The organism is Natrinema soli (genome assembly GCF_028618695.1).
The window spans coordinates 1-15103 of sequence record NZ_JAQIVI010000271.1 but is presented as its reverse complement, the minus strand read 5'-3'; the positions used below and the strand labels follow the sequence as shown (position 1 = coordinate 15103).

Below are 15103 nucleotides of genomic sequence, written 5' to 3'. Positions count from 1 at the left end.
GACACCGGTACCGAGCCGATAGCCGATCGAGACGGCTTCGAGGATCGAACTGTTCGTCAACCCGTGCTCGAGGTACCGTAGAACTCGTTCGTCTCGCTGTGTGAGTCGGGTAACACTCGTACCGGATCGGCTGCCACTCATCTCGGCGGGACAAACGGGGGCGGGACCTGATCGGTTCGCACAATCGACGAACGGCCGTCAGGGACCACCGGTATTGACCCAGCCCCCGTCGACCAGGATCCCTTCCGCGGTCACGTACGACGAGAGATCGCTCGCGAGGAAGACGGCGACGTTACCCAGATCGTCGGGATTGCCGAGCCGGTCCAGTGACGTCTCGGCCGCTCGAGCCCTCGCGGCTTCTTCGTCGTGGTTTTCGGCGAGTCCGGTCTCGTCGGTGAACCCCGGCTGAATCGCGTTCACTCGCACCTCCGGACCGAGCAGGTCGGCGATCGCGAACGTCATCGATTTCACGCCGCCTTTCGCCGCACAGTAGAGGATAGCGCCGGGTTCGACGAATCCCTGTTCCGCGGCGGTGCTCGCGACGTTGATAATGGATCCGCCACCGTTTTCCAGCATTCGCTCGCCGGCGGCCTGGCACCCGAAGTACGCGCCCTTCAGGTTGACGTTCACGAGCGTCTCGAAGTCGTCGTCGTCAGTTTCGAAGAACTCGACCGGGTGAACGATCCCCGCATTGTTGACCATCACGTCGATCCCGCCGAACTCGTCCGCCGCATCGACCGCGTCGACCACGTCCTCGTAGTTCGTCACGTCGCATTCGACGAAGCGACCCTGCGAATCGGTCTCCGCTTCGATCGCCTCCAGTGTCGGTGTCGTTTCCGGTGTTCGGGGCGTTTCTCGCAGGTCGGCGACGACGATATCCGCGCCGTGGGAGGCCAGTTTCAGCGCGATACCGCGACCGATGCCGCTCGCACCGCCCGTAACGACGGCCGTCTTTCCGGTTAGTAGGGAAGACATGCGTTCACAATACCCAGACATAGATATAAAAGCTCTGATCAGTCGACCGAGATCGAAGTTGGCTCGAGTCCGTTCGCCGCCGATCGAGCGATTCCAACGGTGCCCGGATTGACGGCTGTGATCCCAACAATGAATACGTATCGGAAGCGATTCGTTACCATGGTTTCCCACGCGGTCTACAGCGGTGATCTGGCGCTTCACGTCGAGGCGGTCGGCAGCGGCCAGCCGGTGTTGCTCGTTCACGGCTACTCCCAGAGTCGGCTCTGCTGGCGAAAGCAATTCAGGTCGGGACTCACGGACGATCTCCGACTCGTCGCGATGGACAACCGCGGCCACGGCGACTCGGACAAACCCCGCGACGCGTATGAGGGGTCCGAACTGTGGGCCGAGGACGTTCGCTCGGTCATCGCGGCGCTCGATCTGGAGGACGTCGTCCTCGTCGGCTGGTCGTACGGCGGACTGGTCGTTCTCGACTACGTCGAAGCCTTCGGAACGGACGACGTTGCAGGTATCAACCTCGTCGGCGCGGTTTCGTCGATCGGCACCGAGACGGCGACCGAACGACTCGGATCGAAGTACATCGATCTCGTGTCGGGATTCGTTTCGACCGACGCCGAAGAGAGCGTCGAAACGATGCGACAGTTCGTCGAACTGTGCGTCTACGGCGATCTCTCGCCGGAAGACCGATCCTACATGTTAGGATACAACGTCGTCGTCCCGCCGCACGTCCGCGACAGTCTCCGCGACCGAACGGTGAGCCACGAGACCGAACTCGCGGCGCTGGACGTCCCCGTCCTCCTCACGCACGGCGAAGAAGACGCCGTCGTGCTCCCCGAGGCCTCGCGACAGTACGCCGAGCTCATCGACGACGCGGAGCGGTCCGTCTATCCGGAGACGGGCCACTCGCCGTTCTGGGAGCGACCGGAGCGGTTCAACCGCGAACTCCGGGAGTTCGCCCTCGGGGTGTAGTGCACCGACCAAATCTTTTTACTCCGTTCACTGGGAGAGTACGGTATGCCGGAACTGCGAATTACCAGACTCGAGGACGTCGGTGACCGAACTGCCGCTATCGAAGTCGAAGCGCCGGCCGATTTCGAGGCCTATCCCGGACAGTTCGTCTTGGTCCGGGCGACCATCGACGGCGAGGAAGAAACCGGGTATTATACGATCTCTTCTCCTGACGTCGAGGAACGGTTCGAACTGACGGTCGCGGCTGATCCCGACGGGACGCTCGGCCCCTGGCTCGTCGAACGCACGCTCGGCGAGACGATCACCGTCGAGGGTCCGTTCGGCGACATCCAGTATATCGACGACGGTGACGCTCTCGTGTTCGCGAGCGGACCCGGTATCGGACCGGCGGTCGGTATCGCCGAGCGCGCCCGGCGGCTGGATCACGACGTGACGATCCTCTACGGCGGCAGCCACCCGCCACACGGAGATCGTCTCACGACCCTGGAAGAAAGCGGTACCACGGTCGTTCTCTCGGACGACCTCGGAGCCGCAGTCGAATCGCTCGATCTCTCCACGGTCGAAATCTACGCGTTCGGATTCCAACAGTTCGTCGAAGAGACGAAAGAAGCTCTTACTCGAGTCGGAGTCGACCTCGATACCGTCGAGATCGAGAGTTTCGGGCCCGAGTAATCGGCCGAGTCGGTCGTCGTGCTCCGTTTTCGTGATTGCGGATCGATTTTTGAATGTGGTGTGTTCTCAATCACCAAAACATATAAGAAATTGTCTGTCCCACTGAGAGACAGACGGCAATAATGGCGACAGACACACTCGTACGAATAGGTGCGTTGCTAGTAGACGGGCTCAGTATCGGGCTCTTGTACGCGATGCTCGGGTTAGGAATTACGCTCGTGTTCGGACTCGGCGGCGTTTTGAATCTGGCGCTGGGTGCGTTCACGGTTATCGCAATCCTGCTCACGTTCGAACTGACCGGCAGTCTCCCCGTCGTCGCTGCGGCGGTCGTTGCGATCGCCGCGACGGCGGCGTTCGGACTGTTTCTCGAGCGAACCCTCCTCCAGCTGGTGTACCGATCCGAAGGGGACGAACGCCTATTGCTGGGCATCTTCACGACCCTCGGGTTGTCGATAGCGCTTCAGGGAGCGCTCTCGCTCCGATACAGCGGCGAGTTCTCTGTCCCGGTTCACATCGATACGGTAGAACTGTCCGGTGCGTTCATCAGGGGAAGTTCGATACTCATCATCGTCGTCTCACTGGTGACCCTCGCGGGAATGTACCTCTTTTTCAGTCGCACGTACACCGGTCTGGCGACGCGAACGATACTGCAGGACGAAACCGGTGCGGTCTTCTGTGGTATCGACACGAAACGAATGCGGACGTTCGTTTTCGTGCTGAGCGTCGCCATCGCCGCGTTCGCCGGCGTGTTGTACGGGACGTCGTTCGAAACCAGCGTCGCCGGCGCGTTCGACCTGACTATCACCGCCGTCGTCGTTTCGATCGTCGGTGGCGTCACCAGCATTCTCGGCGTGGTCGTCGCCGGCGTCGGGCTGGGGATACTGACGACGTTTATCAGCGCGTACCTCGGTGCGTACATCTCGACGATAGCACTGTTCGGAATCGCAATCGGCGTGTTACTCGTCAAACCGGAGGGAATACAATGAACTGGGATTCCCACCGCCTCGCAATCGTCGCGCTCGTACTCGTCCTCATTCCGCCGTCGTTCTTCGCTCCCGGGGCGGGTTACATAGCGCGTATCTTCATCCTGATGGCGCTGTACGCAATCTTGACGACGGCGCTCAACATCGTCTTCGGCCACACCGATCAGCTTCTCCTGTTTACGGGAGCAGTCGCCGCGATCGGTGCCTACACGACGGCCCTCGGAGCGCAGTGGCTCGGTGTGTCCCCTTGGCTCACCCTCCTTCTGGGCGCTTCCTTCGCCGGAATCGTCGGTATCGTCGTGACGTACGTCGCGGCCATCCGCGATCTCACGGTTATCGTCATTTCGATTCTCACGCTCGCGCTGCAGTTTTCCCTCATCGAGTTGATTAACAGTTTGCGGGATATTACGGGCGGCGTCACGGGTCTCATGTTCAACGAGCTCCGAATTCGGCCGCTCGAGAACCTCCCGTGGTTCACCGAGGACATCGTCCTCTTCTACACCCTCAGCGCGATTCTCCTCGCGCTGTTGGCGCTCTACCAGTATCTGCTGAACTCGAAGTACGGGCTCGCGTTTGAGATGATTCGTCAGGACGAGACGGCGGCGAAATCCATCGGACTCAACGTCGTCAAGTACAAGGTGATCGCCGGGTTCATCGCGACGTTCGCTATCGGGCTGACCGGTCCGTTCTTCGGTCAGCTATCGGGGTTCATCGGCCCCGGCACGTTCACGTTCAACAACATCGACGTGATGATTCTCATCATGCTCATCGTCGGCGGGCTCCGAACGATGTACGGGCCGCTCATCGGCGCGGCGTTGATCATCTACCTGAACGAGCAGCTCCGGAATTTCGCCGAGTACCGATCGATTCTCTTCGGGTTGTTGCTCATGGCACTCTTCCTCTACTTCCGACAGGGAGTCGTTCCCTTCTCCGAGAAGTGCCTCGACAAATACGGTGTCAGACGGCGCGCCACCGAATTGCTGGCGCGTTCGTAACCGGCAGCTCCGGTTCGTCTCGTTTCTCACGTTCGGCGGGCAGTAGAACCCGCTCGCTCGAGTGGGATGGTCTGGAAGCGAAGCGTTCCAACACGGCTCCCAATCCCGCCCGTTGGTATCTCACCGAGAACTACTCGACAGCGTTCCGTCCATCGCCGTAGAGTGGACGAGGGGAAACCGTCGGTACGGCGGGTGAGAGTACAACAAGACGTCAACGGGCGTCCCGATATGCTGTCTCGAGACCGGATTCGTCGGTACGGAACCGCCGGAAAAGCAGCGTGTTATATGTCGAGTTCCCCGGGTTCGTACGCCGGGAGCGGATCCGTCCGGAACGCTTCTTCCGGGGCGAAGCCGACGTCGGGCCAGTGGTCCGGCGATTCGCCGATGGTGAAGGAGTTGTAGATCTGGACCGAATTCTCGATCTCGCCCCACTCCGTGTACTCGATCGGCGATCCGAAGAGGAGGTCGAAGGAGCCCGTTCGCGTCGCCTCGGCGATGTCGGCCGGATCGGCCGATCCCGCTTCCTCTATCGAGTTGGCGATCAACTGAACCGAGACGTACCCGTTGACCTGCGCGTGGTCGAAGACGTCTCCGGTTTCATTCTGGTACGTCGACGCCACGTCCGCGTAGTCGTCGCTGTACATGTCCGTCGCGTTGAACGAGGCGAACGAATCTTCGATGTCGTCTCCGAGCGCGTCGTAATCCGCTTCCATCGGCGTGATGGCACCGAGATACAGATCCGGGTCGAGACCGACTTCGTACACTTGGTTGTACATGCTGCTGACGCCCGCCGGATGGCCGCTCCCGAGTATCACCTCGGTATCGTCGGGGAATCCGCGCAACAAGGGGACGAAGTCCGTTTCGGGGATCGGTGCGGTCTCGGTAGTGAGGGTGATGCCGTCGGGGAAGTACGCGTCTATCGCGGCACTGTACTCGTCACCCCAGACGCCGTCCTCGAAGATGACACCGATGTTGTTGTACCCTCCCTCTTCGATCATCTGGGCCTGTGCTCTCCCGACCGTCGGGGTCGCGGGCAGGCTCGTCCGGAAGACGTAGTCGTTGTCCCGCGGGTTCGCTGCGACGGCACCTGCAGCATGCAAGTACAGCGGGACCTCGTTCTCCAGTGCGATGTCGCCGCCGCGAATCGCCGCCTCGGACGCACCCGGCCCGATCCCCGCGACCGCGTTGTTCCGCTCGATCGCCTCGGTAAAGGCCGTCACTGTCTCCTGGGCCGTTCCCTCGGTGTCGACGACATCGATCTCTATGTCCCGGTCACGGACGCCGCCGTCGGCGTTTATCTGTTCGGCCGCGAACTCGGCTCCGTCTCGGTGCCGCGGACCGTACACCGAGAACACGCCCGACAACGGTTCGAGGGCGACAATCGTGATCGTGTCACTGCTCCCCTCACCGCTGATGAAGCACCCGGCCAGGAGCGACGTACTGACGCCAGTGCCAGTTGCTTTGATATAGTTACGTCTGTTCATGCGCGTCTCAGGCGTTCTAGTCATACTGCCATATTCTCAAGCTACCCGATACGTATTAAAACTTTGGTGGTTGATAACAGTTGACGTGATGGGGCGGCAGGCACTGTCTAGTTAAGCGATTCTAACGTCAAACGCCGTTTCAGCGTCTGTCGAAGCAACACCGATGGGATCTGGGACCATTACTGTTTATGGGACGTTTGCTGAAGCAGCCGAATTTTCGCTGCTCGTGGAACAGGGTCTCTTTATGTTAAATCATAGATGGTAATTTCACAACCGATACCGTCACTTCATTGTCGTCCTGTCTTGCGGTTTCCCTTATCTAGACAGTACCGGGCGGCAGAAAACGACTGATCCGCGAAAATTCGCTTAGAAGACGGAGTTCTGAACGGAACGATCAGCCACTCAGGTACGTCTCTCTCACGTGGTCGCTTTCGAGCATCTCGGCCCCGGTCCCTTCGGTAGCGATCCGACCGTTCTCGAGCAGGTAGACGCGATCCGACAGGTCGAGGGCCTGATCGACGTGCTGTTCGATGAGAATGATCGTGATGTCCTCGCTGATCTCGTCTATCTTCTCGAAGACGCGCCCCGCCAACTGCGGCGCGAGCGCGCCGGACGGTTCGTCGAGCGCCAGGACCGTCGGGTGTGCCATCAGTCCGCGCCCGATCGCGAGCATCTGTTGTTCGCCGCCGCTGAGCGTCCCCGCCTTCTGGTCGCGGCGCTCCTCGAGAACGGGGAACATATCGGTGACTTCCTCGTAGGTCTCGTCGAACTCGTCACGTTGCGTATACGCACCCATTCGGAGGTTCTCGTACACCGTCAGATCGTGGAACAGATTTCGCTTTTCCGAGACGTGGACGAATCCCCGCTGAACGATGTCGCTCGGGGAGAGGTCGTGCGTCGCCTCGCCGAACAGTTCGATACTGCCGGTCGTCGGTCTGAGTACCCCAGAGAGCGTCTTGAGGAGAGTCGTCTTCCCCGCTCCGTTCGGGCCGACGATCGCGACGATAGAGTCGTCCTCTCTGATCTCGAGCGAAAGTTCCCACAGCACCTGAAGATCGCCGTAGTGAACGTCGATGTCTTCGACCGAGATCATACTACGCCTCCGCACCTCCGAGGTACGCCTCGGCGACTCGGCTATCCTGTTGAATCTGCGTCGGCGTTCCGTCGGCGATTTTCTTCCCCTGATTGAGGACGATAATTCGATCGGTCGCGTTCATGATCGCGTCCATCACGTGCTCGATCCAGAACACGGAGATGCCGAACTCGTTCCGTATCTGTCGGAGGTTCCGGGAGAGTTCGTCGAGTTCGGTCGGTGTCAACCCGCTTCCGATCTCGTCGACCAGAATGAGTTCTGGTTCCGACGCGAGCGCCCGCGCTAATTCGAGCTGTTTCCGATGCGCGATCGTGAGGCTGCTCGCGTCCTCCTCGGCCTTCCCGTCGAGACCGATGAACTCGAGGTACTGCCGGACGTTCTCTCGTTCGTCCGCCAGCGAATCCGGGTCCTCCTTCCCGAAGACGGCGCCGGCGAGAACGTTGTCGATAACCGTCGATTCGTTGAACGTCCGCGCCGTCTGGAAGGTACGGGTGATGCCGTGCCGTGCGATTTCGTGGGGCCCCTTCCCGATCAGTTCGTCTCCACGGAACGTGATCGAACCGGTCACCGGCGCATACACGCCGGCGATGGTGTTGAAAAGCGTCGTCTTCCCCGCTCCGTTGGGGCCGATCAAGCCGACGATCTCGTTGCGATCGATGCCGAGACTGACGTCGTCGACTGCGGTCAGCCCGCCGAAGCGTTTGGTAACACCGCTAACCGTTAGCATAGCCAGCCATATCTCCTACCGGAATATAAAGCATAGGGTCTATGTTACCGATAGTGATGCATCGTCTACGAGCGGACAGAACCGCCTTCGACCCGCGTTTACTCCGGGACGCTATACCGGCACGACTCGAGTTCCCCGGTTCGTTATCGCCCTAGAGCCAGGGATACTGCTCCGTGTCCGTCCCCGCGTAATCGGGGTCGAGATAGATGAACAGGCGCTGGATCACGCCGTCTCGCACCTCGAACACGTCACACCAGCGGCCACCGCCGGGCGCTCCGTCCGGTCGCCACTCCGTTCCCGCTGCGGTCTCGCCGGTACTCGTCCCCTCGACGACGACGATATCGCCGTCGATAACGTAGTTGAACGTCTCGTAGTCGTGAGACATCGACGTGACGATACCGCCGACGTCGCCGAACAGTTCCCCGATCTCCTCGTGCCCGGTCGCGATCCCCCACTTCGGATAGAACACGCGGGCGTCGTCCGCGAAGAGTTCGAGAAGGTTGTCTCCGCGATCTAACCGCCTGAAGTACTCGAGGACGATACCTTTCCGTTCGATAGCTGGGTCTGGGGTCTCTCCCATGGCAGTAATTGACGCGCTCACGTTCCAATAATCCTTCCGCCGGTTGCCAGAACCCGCTCGAGTGAACGGGGCGATGCGGAACGTATCGCCGGTTCAGACGGTCAGCAGGTACTATTAAGTGGTGCCATGTGAACAGTGACCACATGGAAACCTTTGCGTTCCATCTGATGCCGTATCAGGATATTGACAATATTACCGAAAAGAAATCCGCCTGGCCTTGGATCGAACACGAGTACGATCCGGAGAAGGGGGCGCAGTACTATCAGGACTATCTCGGCCAGCTCGAGTACGCCGCCGAGCTGGGATTCGACGGTATCGGCGTCAACGAGCACCACTTCAACGCCTACGGGTTGCAGCCGGGTCCGAACATCACGGCGTCGAACCTGGCGGCCCGCACCGACGATACCACGATCGCGTTCTTCGGGAATCTGCCGGCGCTCCGCGAGAACCCGATCCGACTCGCGGAGGAACTCGCGATGCTGGACAACATCACCGAAGGTCGGATCATCAGCGGCTTCCCCCGCGGCATCCCCAGCGAGTACCTCGCGTACGGAATCGACATGGAGGAGTCCCGCAGTCGCTTCGAGGAAGCGTGGGATCTCATCATCAAATCCTGGACCGCCGACGAACCCTTCGACTGGGACGGCGAACACTTCCAGTACGAGAACGTCTACATCTGGCCCCGGCCCTATCAGGATCCCCATCCGCCGCTCTGGATGCCGGCCGAGAGCGAAGAGTCGCTGCGCTTTACCGCCGAAAAACAGGTCCCGACGGGGCTGGTCTTCCAGCCGGTCGAAACCATCACCGAGAAATTCGGCGAGTACCGCCAGTACGCCGAGGACGACTACGGCTGGAGTCCCAGCGACGAAGACTTCAGCGTCATGCGAGCCATCTACGTCGCCGAGACGATGGAAAAAGCCCGCGAGGAAGCGGAGCCCCACCTCCGAAAGTTCTACCAGACGCTCACCGCCGGCGTCCACATCGGCGTCTCGGCGGGCATGATGGGCGATCAGCCCTACGACCCCGAGAAGTGGGACGAGTACGTCGAACAGCTCCACCCACACGGCGAGTTCGCGTTCAATTACGACTTCGAGGAGTTCCAGGAGTACGGCGAGACGATCGTCGGCACTCCCGAGTACGTCGTCGAACAACTCGAGAAACAGTACGAGGCCGTCGGCGGGTTCGGGCGGATCGTCGGTCAGTTCCACTTCGGCGACCTCCCCGACTGGAAGGTCCGCAAGAACCTCCGACTGTACGCCGACGAGGTCAAGCCCGAAGCCGACAAGATCGGCGACGTCAACCCCTGAGACGAGTTGAATACAGCTATGTCGCCATCGCTTCACCAGTCGCTGTTGATGGTCTCGGACCTCGAGGCGTCGGTGGCGTTCTACCGGGACCTCGTCGGAGTAGCGCCCGTGGAGAGAAACGACGGGAACGTGGAGTTCGACACCGGGGAGTGTACGCTCGTCCTCGAGTCGGACTTCGATCAGGAGGTGCTCGACGGGTTCGGTCTGGACGAACCCGGCGACGAGCGGGGACGAGGCGTCATCGTCGCGATCGGCGTCGACGATCCGGAAGCCGTCGACACCGTCTGCGAGCGGGCCGCCGAAGCGGACGAGACGGTCCGGATGGATCCCACCGATGTCGAGTGGGGACGGCGGATGGCTCTCCTGGCCGATCCCGACGACTATACGGTCGAGATCTCGGCTCCGCTTAAGGAAGATCAGAGATCCAATACATGACAGTTACCGTAGACGGAACCGTCACCAGTGGGTTCGGTAGAGGCAAAGAGTTCGTCTCCCTAGAGGGATATTCTCGGCAGTTTCAGGGCGTATTGGGGTACGAACCGTATCCCGGAACGCTCAATCTCGATCTTTCCCGTTCGGTCGATGGCCAATTCGAGCGACTCGAGGCGAGACGTATCGACGGCTGGCAGGATGGGGACCGCTCGTTCGGGATCGTTTACTGCTATCCCGCTACGATCGTCGACGCTGACGAGTCCGTCCGTTTGCACGCCATCGTTCCGAAACGGACCGACCACGATACGTCGACGCTCGAGCTCATCTCCCCCGTCGCTCTTCGGGAACGGTTCGAGCTCTCCGACGGCGCTTCGATCTCGATTCGCATCGAGTCTGCGCCGTCGGAGACCGAGACTGTGGATAGCGGATCGCTCTCGAACTGATCTCGCGAACGGAGCAGTCTCGAGACGACGTGACTCAGCCGTGATCGATTCGAACGGAGTCGTTCCCCTCGGCGGCGCTCACCTGCGCGGTTTCGAGCAACGCGTCGGAGAGCCGCTCGTAGGTTTCGTCGACCGCTTCTTCGACGACCGCGGTATTCGCCGTAAGCGGCAAAAAGGAGGTGTCACTCTCCCAGCGCGGAATGATATGGAGGTGAAGATGGTCCGTAATCGACGCACCGCCTGCAGCACCGATGTTGAACCCGACGTTGAACCCGCCCGGTGAGAGCGACTCGTTCAGCGCGGTGACGACGAGCTGTGTCGTCTTCATACAATCGACGAGCACCCGTCCGTCGAGCGTGTGAAACTCGCCGGTGTGAGCGTACGGCAGCACCATCACGTGTCCCGGATTGTACGGCATGTTGTTCAGTAGAACGAAGGTGTATTCGCTTCTGGCGACGATATTGCTCGCTCGGTCGTCGCCCTGCTCGACGAGAGCGCAGAACGGACACCCCGAATCGTCTTCGTCGTCAGGTCGTTCCCGATTCACCCACTGCATTCGCCACGGGGCGAAGAGAGAATCCATCGTCCACCGCTTCGACATATCACCTCTTAAATCACTGGGTCGCTATCATTTTCCAGCGTGGAACTCTCGATATGCGACAGTAATGTTTATTTGGCGTGTCATCATATCACACGATGATTCATGCGAAGCGACGAACTGCGGCCGACGGTGATCCCCGATGTGGAGTGACAGTATGCTCCCGGATAGCTACAGGTACCGCCAGAAAGACCCCGACGGCGGAGTTGAAAACGCCGTCGAGGCGTTCAAACGGGGCGAACCGGTGTTGATTCACGACGCCGCCGAGCGCGAAAACGAGGTCGACCTCGTCTATCCCGCGTATTCCGTTACGCCGGCCGACGTCGCTCGCCTCCGAAACGATGCGGGCGGACTCATCTGCGTTGCGCTGGCGTACGACGTCGCCGAGGAGTTCGGATTATCGTTCATCGACGAGGTGGTCGACCATCCGGCGACGACTGATACCGAAATCGAATACGACGATCGGTCGTCGTTCTCCCTGACGGTCAATCACCGAGAGACCTTCACCGGAGTCGTCGATAACGACAGGGCGCTCACTATCTCCGCGCTCGGCGACGCGGCGCAGCGCCCGACCGAGACGGAGTTCGCGGCCGAGTTCGACGTTCCGGGACACGTTCACCTGTTGAAGGCCGCGCCGAACCTCCTTGAGAACAGGCAGGGACACACGGAACTCGGTGTCGCGCTCGCCGAGCGGGCCGACGTTCCGCCGGCCGCTGTCGTCTGTGAAATGCTCGACGATGAGACGGGCGGCGCGCTCTCTCGCACCAATGCGGCATCGTACGCCGCCGATAACGATTTCGTCTTCCTCGACGAATCGACGATCATCGACGAACTCAGCGCGGACGACTGAAGCGAAAAGTTGGGTACTCCGGGATCGAGTACACGTGCACGATCCGCGCCGCTGAACGGAAAACGCCCGGCGGACGGAGCGGTTCTCTTCGGTGACAACGTTCAGGGACGACGACTATTATATATTCACAGGTCGAAGCGGTCAGTGGTCGGAATGAACGGGAATTCATTTACCTTCGAGTACGAACCGGCCGCGATCCACCACGGCCCGGGTATCGTCGCGACTATCGAATCGGAACTCGACCGTCACGGCCTCTCGCGGGCCCTCATCGTCACCGACGGCACCCTGTCCGAGGTCCCCGTCGTGATGGAGCCGGTCGAGAACGGGGCCGGCGACCGACTCGTCGGTATCTTCGACGGAGTGACGCCGGAGAAGTACCTGCAGACCGCGTACGAAGGTGCTCAGCGCGTCCGCGACGAGGAAGTCGACGCGCTCATCGCGCTCGGCGGCGGGAGCAGCCTCGATATCGCGAAACAGATCAGCGTTCTCTCCGGACACGACCGTCCGCTCGAGGACGTCGCGGACGAGATTCTGGACCGGGAAGCAATGGTCCTCCCCGACGAAGGTGTCGAACTGACGGACATCTTTGCGGTTCCGACGACCCTCCCCGGTGCCGATCTCTCGCAGGTCGCGGGCGTCAAACTCAGTCTGGATCCCGATGGCCAGGACAAATCCGAAATCCCCAGCGCCGGCGTCTCCGACAGCCGACTGATGCCGACGGCGGTCTTCCACGACCTGGAACTGTTCGCCACGACGCCGGAACGCATCCTCGCCCGGTCGGCGATGAACGGGTTCGACAAGGGGATCGAGATGCTGTACACCAGACATCATAATCCGATCACCGACGGAACGGCGGTTCGGGGTGTCCGACTACTATCCGAGGGGCTGCCGGCGATCACCGAGGAGTCGATGGGCGAGGACGATCTCTCCCGAATCGTTCGGGGGATCGCCGCGGCACAGTACGGACTGTCGACCCCGAACGCGTATCGAGCCTCCGTCGTTCACTCGTTCGGCCACGCCATCGCGCGGAACTACGAGGTCCAGCAGGGGGTCGCACACGCGATCACCGCACCGCACGTGCTCCGCTATCTCTTCGAGCAGGTCGACGGTCGCCGGGATCTGCTGGCCGAAGCGTTCCGCGTTCGGGACGAGACGATCACTGCCGAGGCGACGGCCGACGCGGTCGTCGACGCCGTCGCGGAGACGCGAGACGCCCTCGATCTCCCGTCGGAACTCCGGTCGGTCGAGGGGGCGGAACGGAGTCACTTCCCCGAACTCGCGCAGGCGGTCATCGAGGATCCGTTCATGGAGGCCGGGCCGCGGGGACTCGAGGCGACCCAGTCCGATATCGAAGCGGTGTTCGAGCGGATGTGGTGACGTGGTCAACGCGCTCACCTCTGATTCCCTTCTCTCGTGGACGGGGTCCGCTCGCGTTCCTCGAGGAGTGACGCTTCTCACGCTTGAAGACGTGAACGACGGCGGCACCACCGCTCCCGCCGACGTTGTGGGTGAGCTCACGGGTCGGATTCTCGACCTGTCGTTCGCCCGCGTTCCCCGAGAGCTGTTTGAACACTTCGACGACCTGGCCGGCGCCCGGTTACATAGGCATCGCTCGTACAACCAGTAGGGTTGTCACACCAAAATACGTATACCGTTGGTACCCCAGCGATGTTCAGATACAATTAGCGGAGGAAAGTGTGGCATTTTCTACGCGATCCATGCCGAAAACGCAGACATCACTTCTGGTATCAGTCGGGCTAACTGGGGTTTTGTGGCGTCGAAAGAAACTCTAACGGAATTTATTAGCCAGGTAGTTCCGATCATCCCGCTAAACTATCTATTTCAAATACTGACGATTTCACATACGTGTATGATGGCAAATATGATTAATTGACCGGCCAAACTGAGTCACAACCTGATCTCCACCCTGATACTGACCGCAATCCGGATCACGTTGCGATCGATGAAACCGCGATTCAACTCGACAATGAGCAGTATTAGCAGTGTACCACGACCGCTCTACAATTGGGAAGTTTCCACCAGACACGGGATAAATAGACAAGAAACAAGCCAATTCGGTATTTATGGGGAACTACACAAGAAAAATGGGGGCAATAACACTGCATTTTATTGTTTGTATATTGTGCTGAACGAGACCTGCCGCGGTCTCGATTTCGGAGATGAGCGATCTGGGAATCAGACTAGTGTTATACATATAGATTAAAAGATAAGTAGGTGATTATAATACTCTTCGAATATTTTCACAGATCCTTATATAGGAACTGCTAGTTAGTTGTTTTAGATCGTTCGCGTGATCGATAGCGATCTCGATCGAGCGTTGCTGTCCGGTCCTACACAACTGGTTGTTCGCTTCGAAAGACACAAGCATTCGTCGCCTGATCGGTGCTGAACGGTCTCAGCAGATGATTTGGTACTAAATACATCGGCTGCTGACAGCGTTTCAGACCTGCCACGGACGCGAGAGCAACATTCTCATGCACCTCTCAGAAATCTCTATTTTCTGGGATGGCACAGCCGACACGAACCGCTATTAATAATATTCCTTCCAAGAGAAGTGGGATGGGAGTTTTGGGTATATACTACAAAACACACAGCGAAACAACGCTTCTCGCTATCGCAGTTATTGGTCGGTATGGAACCAATCCGGCTGTAATGTTTCCACAGCGGCTCCCCGAAAACACGAGCTATTCGGGCCTCTGTTTCTCGTCTGTGGCTCCATCTATCTCACGTCTCTCGTTCCATTATAACTGGACAATCAACTCGACTATGCCAAGTGGAACCTGCTCGAGAAGTGGTTTTACGCTCTCACACTCCGTGCTGGCCGCTTTCACTACTCGAGGGACGGCAGCCGAACAGACGCCGGATAAAATATTGAATAGCTCGAACATTACTACAGCACGAAATATCTGGCACTGTCTAGTTTAGCACCTCCGCTGGCGGTTGTTTGTTGAGTGACTGGTGCGGTCGCTGTGTG

The 15103-nt window shown here is 59.7% G+C and carries 15 protein-coding genes and 1 pseudogene; 9 read left to right on the top strand and 7 right to left on the bottom strand.

Annotation, left to right across the window (positions count from 1 at the left end; translation table 11 throughout):
* Positions 1–198: 198 nt before the first annotated feature.
* Positions 199–975, bottom strand: coding sequence for an SDR family NAD(P)-dependent oxidoreductase (locus tag PGX04_RS16710; RefSeq protein ID WP_273739551.1), 777 nt, complete (start codon positions 973–975; stop codon positions 199–201).
* Between the two features lie 159 nt (positions 976–1134).
* Between PGX04_RS16710 and PGX04_RS16705 the strand changes: the two genes are divergently transcribed.
* The 4 genes from PGX04_RS16705 to PGX04_RS16690 all read left to right on the top strand — a co-directional run bounded on the left by PGX04_RS16705 (position 1135) and on the right by PGX04_RS16690 (position 4594).
* Positions 1135–1944 (top strand): alpha/beta fold hydrolase, encoded by an 810-nt coding sequence (locus tag PGX04_RS16705; RefSeq protein ID WP_273739550.1) that lies wholly within the window; start codon positions 1135–1137, stop codon positions 1942–1944.
* Positions 1945–1989: 45 nt separating this feature from the next.
* Positions 1990–2616, top strand: coding sequence for an FAD-dependent oxidoreductase (locus PGX04_RS16700; RefSeq protein WP_273739549.1), 627 nt, complete (start codon positions 1990–1992; stop codon positions 2614–2616).
* Positions 2617–2738: 122 nt separating this feature from the next.
* Positions 2739–3602: a branched-chain amino acid ABC transporter permease gene (locus PGX04_RS16695; protein WP_273739548.1), complete on the top strand. Its 864-nt coding sequence runs from the start codon at positions 2739–2741 to the stop codon at positions 3600–3602.
* Positions 3599–4594 carry a branched-chain amino acid ABC transporter permease gene (locus PGX04_RS16690; RefSeq protein ID WP_273739547.1) on the top strand — a complete coding sequence of 332 codons (996 nt, stop codon included), beginning with the start codon at positions 3599–3601 and terminating at the stop codon, positions 4592–4594. The genes PGX04_RS16695 and PGX04_RS16690 overlap by 4 nt, the downstream gene beginning before the upstream one ends.
* A gap of 281 nt (positions 4595–4875) precedes the next feature.
* Here the strand turns inward: PGX04_RS16690 and PGX04_RS16685 are convergent, their stop codons facing one another.
* The 4 genes from PGX04_RS16685 to PGX04_RS16670 all read right to left on the bottom strand — a co-directional run bounded on the left by PGX04_RS16685 (position 4876) and on the right by PGX04_RS16670 (position 8478).
* Positions 4876–6102 (bottom strand): ABC transporter substrate-binding protein, encoded by a 1227-nt coding sequence (locus tag PGX04_RS16685; protein ID WP_273739545.1) that lies wholly within the window; start codon positions 6100–6102, stop codon positions 4876–4878.
* Between the two features lie 370 nt (positions 6103–6472).
* Complete coding sequence (locus tag PGX04_RS16680; protein WP_273739544.1) at positions 6473–7171, bottom strand: ABC transporter ATP-binding protein; 699 nt, start codon at positions 7169–7171, stop codon at positions 6473–6475.
* A 1-nt stretch (position 7172) separates the two neighbouring features.
* A complete protein-coding gene (locus tag PGX04_RS16675) occupies positions 7173–7898 on the bottom strand; it encodes an ABC transporter ATP-binding protein (protein ID WP_273739543.1) in 726 nt (241 codons plus the stop codon).
* 151 nt (positions 7899–8049) lie between these two features.
* A complete protein-coding gene (locus PGX04_RS16670; RefSeq protein WP_273739541.1) occupies positions 8050–8478 on the bottom strand; it encodes a nuclear transport factor 2 family protein in 429 nt (142 codons plus the stop codon).
* 143 nt (positions 8479–8621) lie between these two features.
* On the opposite strand from PGX04_RS16670, the gene PGX04_RS16665 reads away from it, so the two are divergent.
* Genes PGX04_RS16665 through PGX04_RS16655 form a run of 3 tightly spaced genes read left to right on the top strand, consistent with a single transcriptional unit; the run spans position 8622 to position 10660 of the window.
* Positions 8622–9785 (top strand): LLM class flavin-dependent oxidoreductase, encoded by a 1164-nt coding sequence (locus tag PGX04_RS16665; RefSeq protein ID WP_273739540.1) that lies wholly within the window; start codon positions 8622–8624, stop codon positions 9783–9785.
* 18 nt (positions 9786–9803) lie between these two features.
* Complete coding sequence (locus PGX04_RS16660) at positions 9804–10220, top strand: VOC family protein (RefSeq protein ID WP_273739539.1); 417 nt, start codon at positions 9804–9806, stop codon at positions 10218–10220.
* A complete protein-coding gene (locus tag PGX04_RS16655) occupies positions 10217–10660 on the top strand; it encodes a CTP-dependent riboflavin kinase (RefSeq protein WP_273739538.1) in 444 nt (147 codons plus the stop codon). Before PGX04_RS16660 ends, PGX04_RS16655 begins: the two co-directional genes overlap by 4 nt.
* 34 nt (positions 10661–10694) lie before the next feature.
* Here PGX04_RS16655 and PGX04_RS16650 read toward each other — a convergent pair whose 3' ends face one another.
* Positions 10695–11243 (bottom strand): HIT family protein, encoded by a 549-nt coding sequence (locus PGX04_RS16650; RefSeq protein ID WP_273739537.1) that lies wholly within the window; start codon positions 11241–11243, stop codon positions 10695–10697.
* A 172-nt stretch (positions 11244–11415) separates the two neighbouring features.
* Here PGX04_RS16650 and ribB point away from each other — a divergent pair, with 172 nt between their 5' ends.
* Both ribB and PGX04_RS16640 read left to right on the top strand, forming a co-directional pair.
* Positions 11416–12108, top strand: coding sequence for a 3,4-dihydroxy-2-butanone-4-phosphate synthase (gene ribB, locus PGX04_RS16645; protein WP_273739536.1), 693 nt, complete (start codon positions 11416–11418; stop codon positions 12106–12108).
* Positions 12109–12261: 153 nt separating this feature from the next.
* Positions 12262–13485, top strand: a complete 1224-nt coding sequence (locus tag PGX04_RS16640; protein ID WP_273739535.1) for an iron-containing alcohol dehydrogenase family protein — start codon at positions 12262–12264, stop codon at positions 13483–13485.
* 76 nt (positions 13486–13561) lie between these two features.
* Here the strand turns inward: PGX04_RS16640 and PGX04_RS16635 are convergent.
* Positions 13562–13702 (bottom strand): annotated as a pseudogene (locus PGX04_RS16635) (thiolase C-terminal domain-containing protein); the annotation flags it as partial.
* Between the last annotated feature and the right edge of the window lie 1401 nt (positions 13703–15103).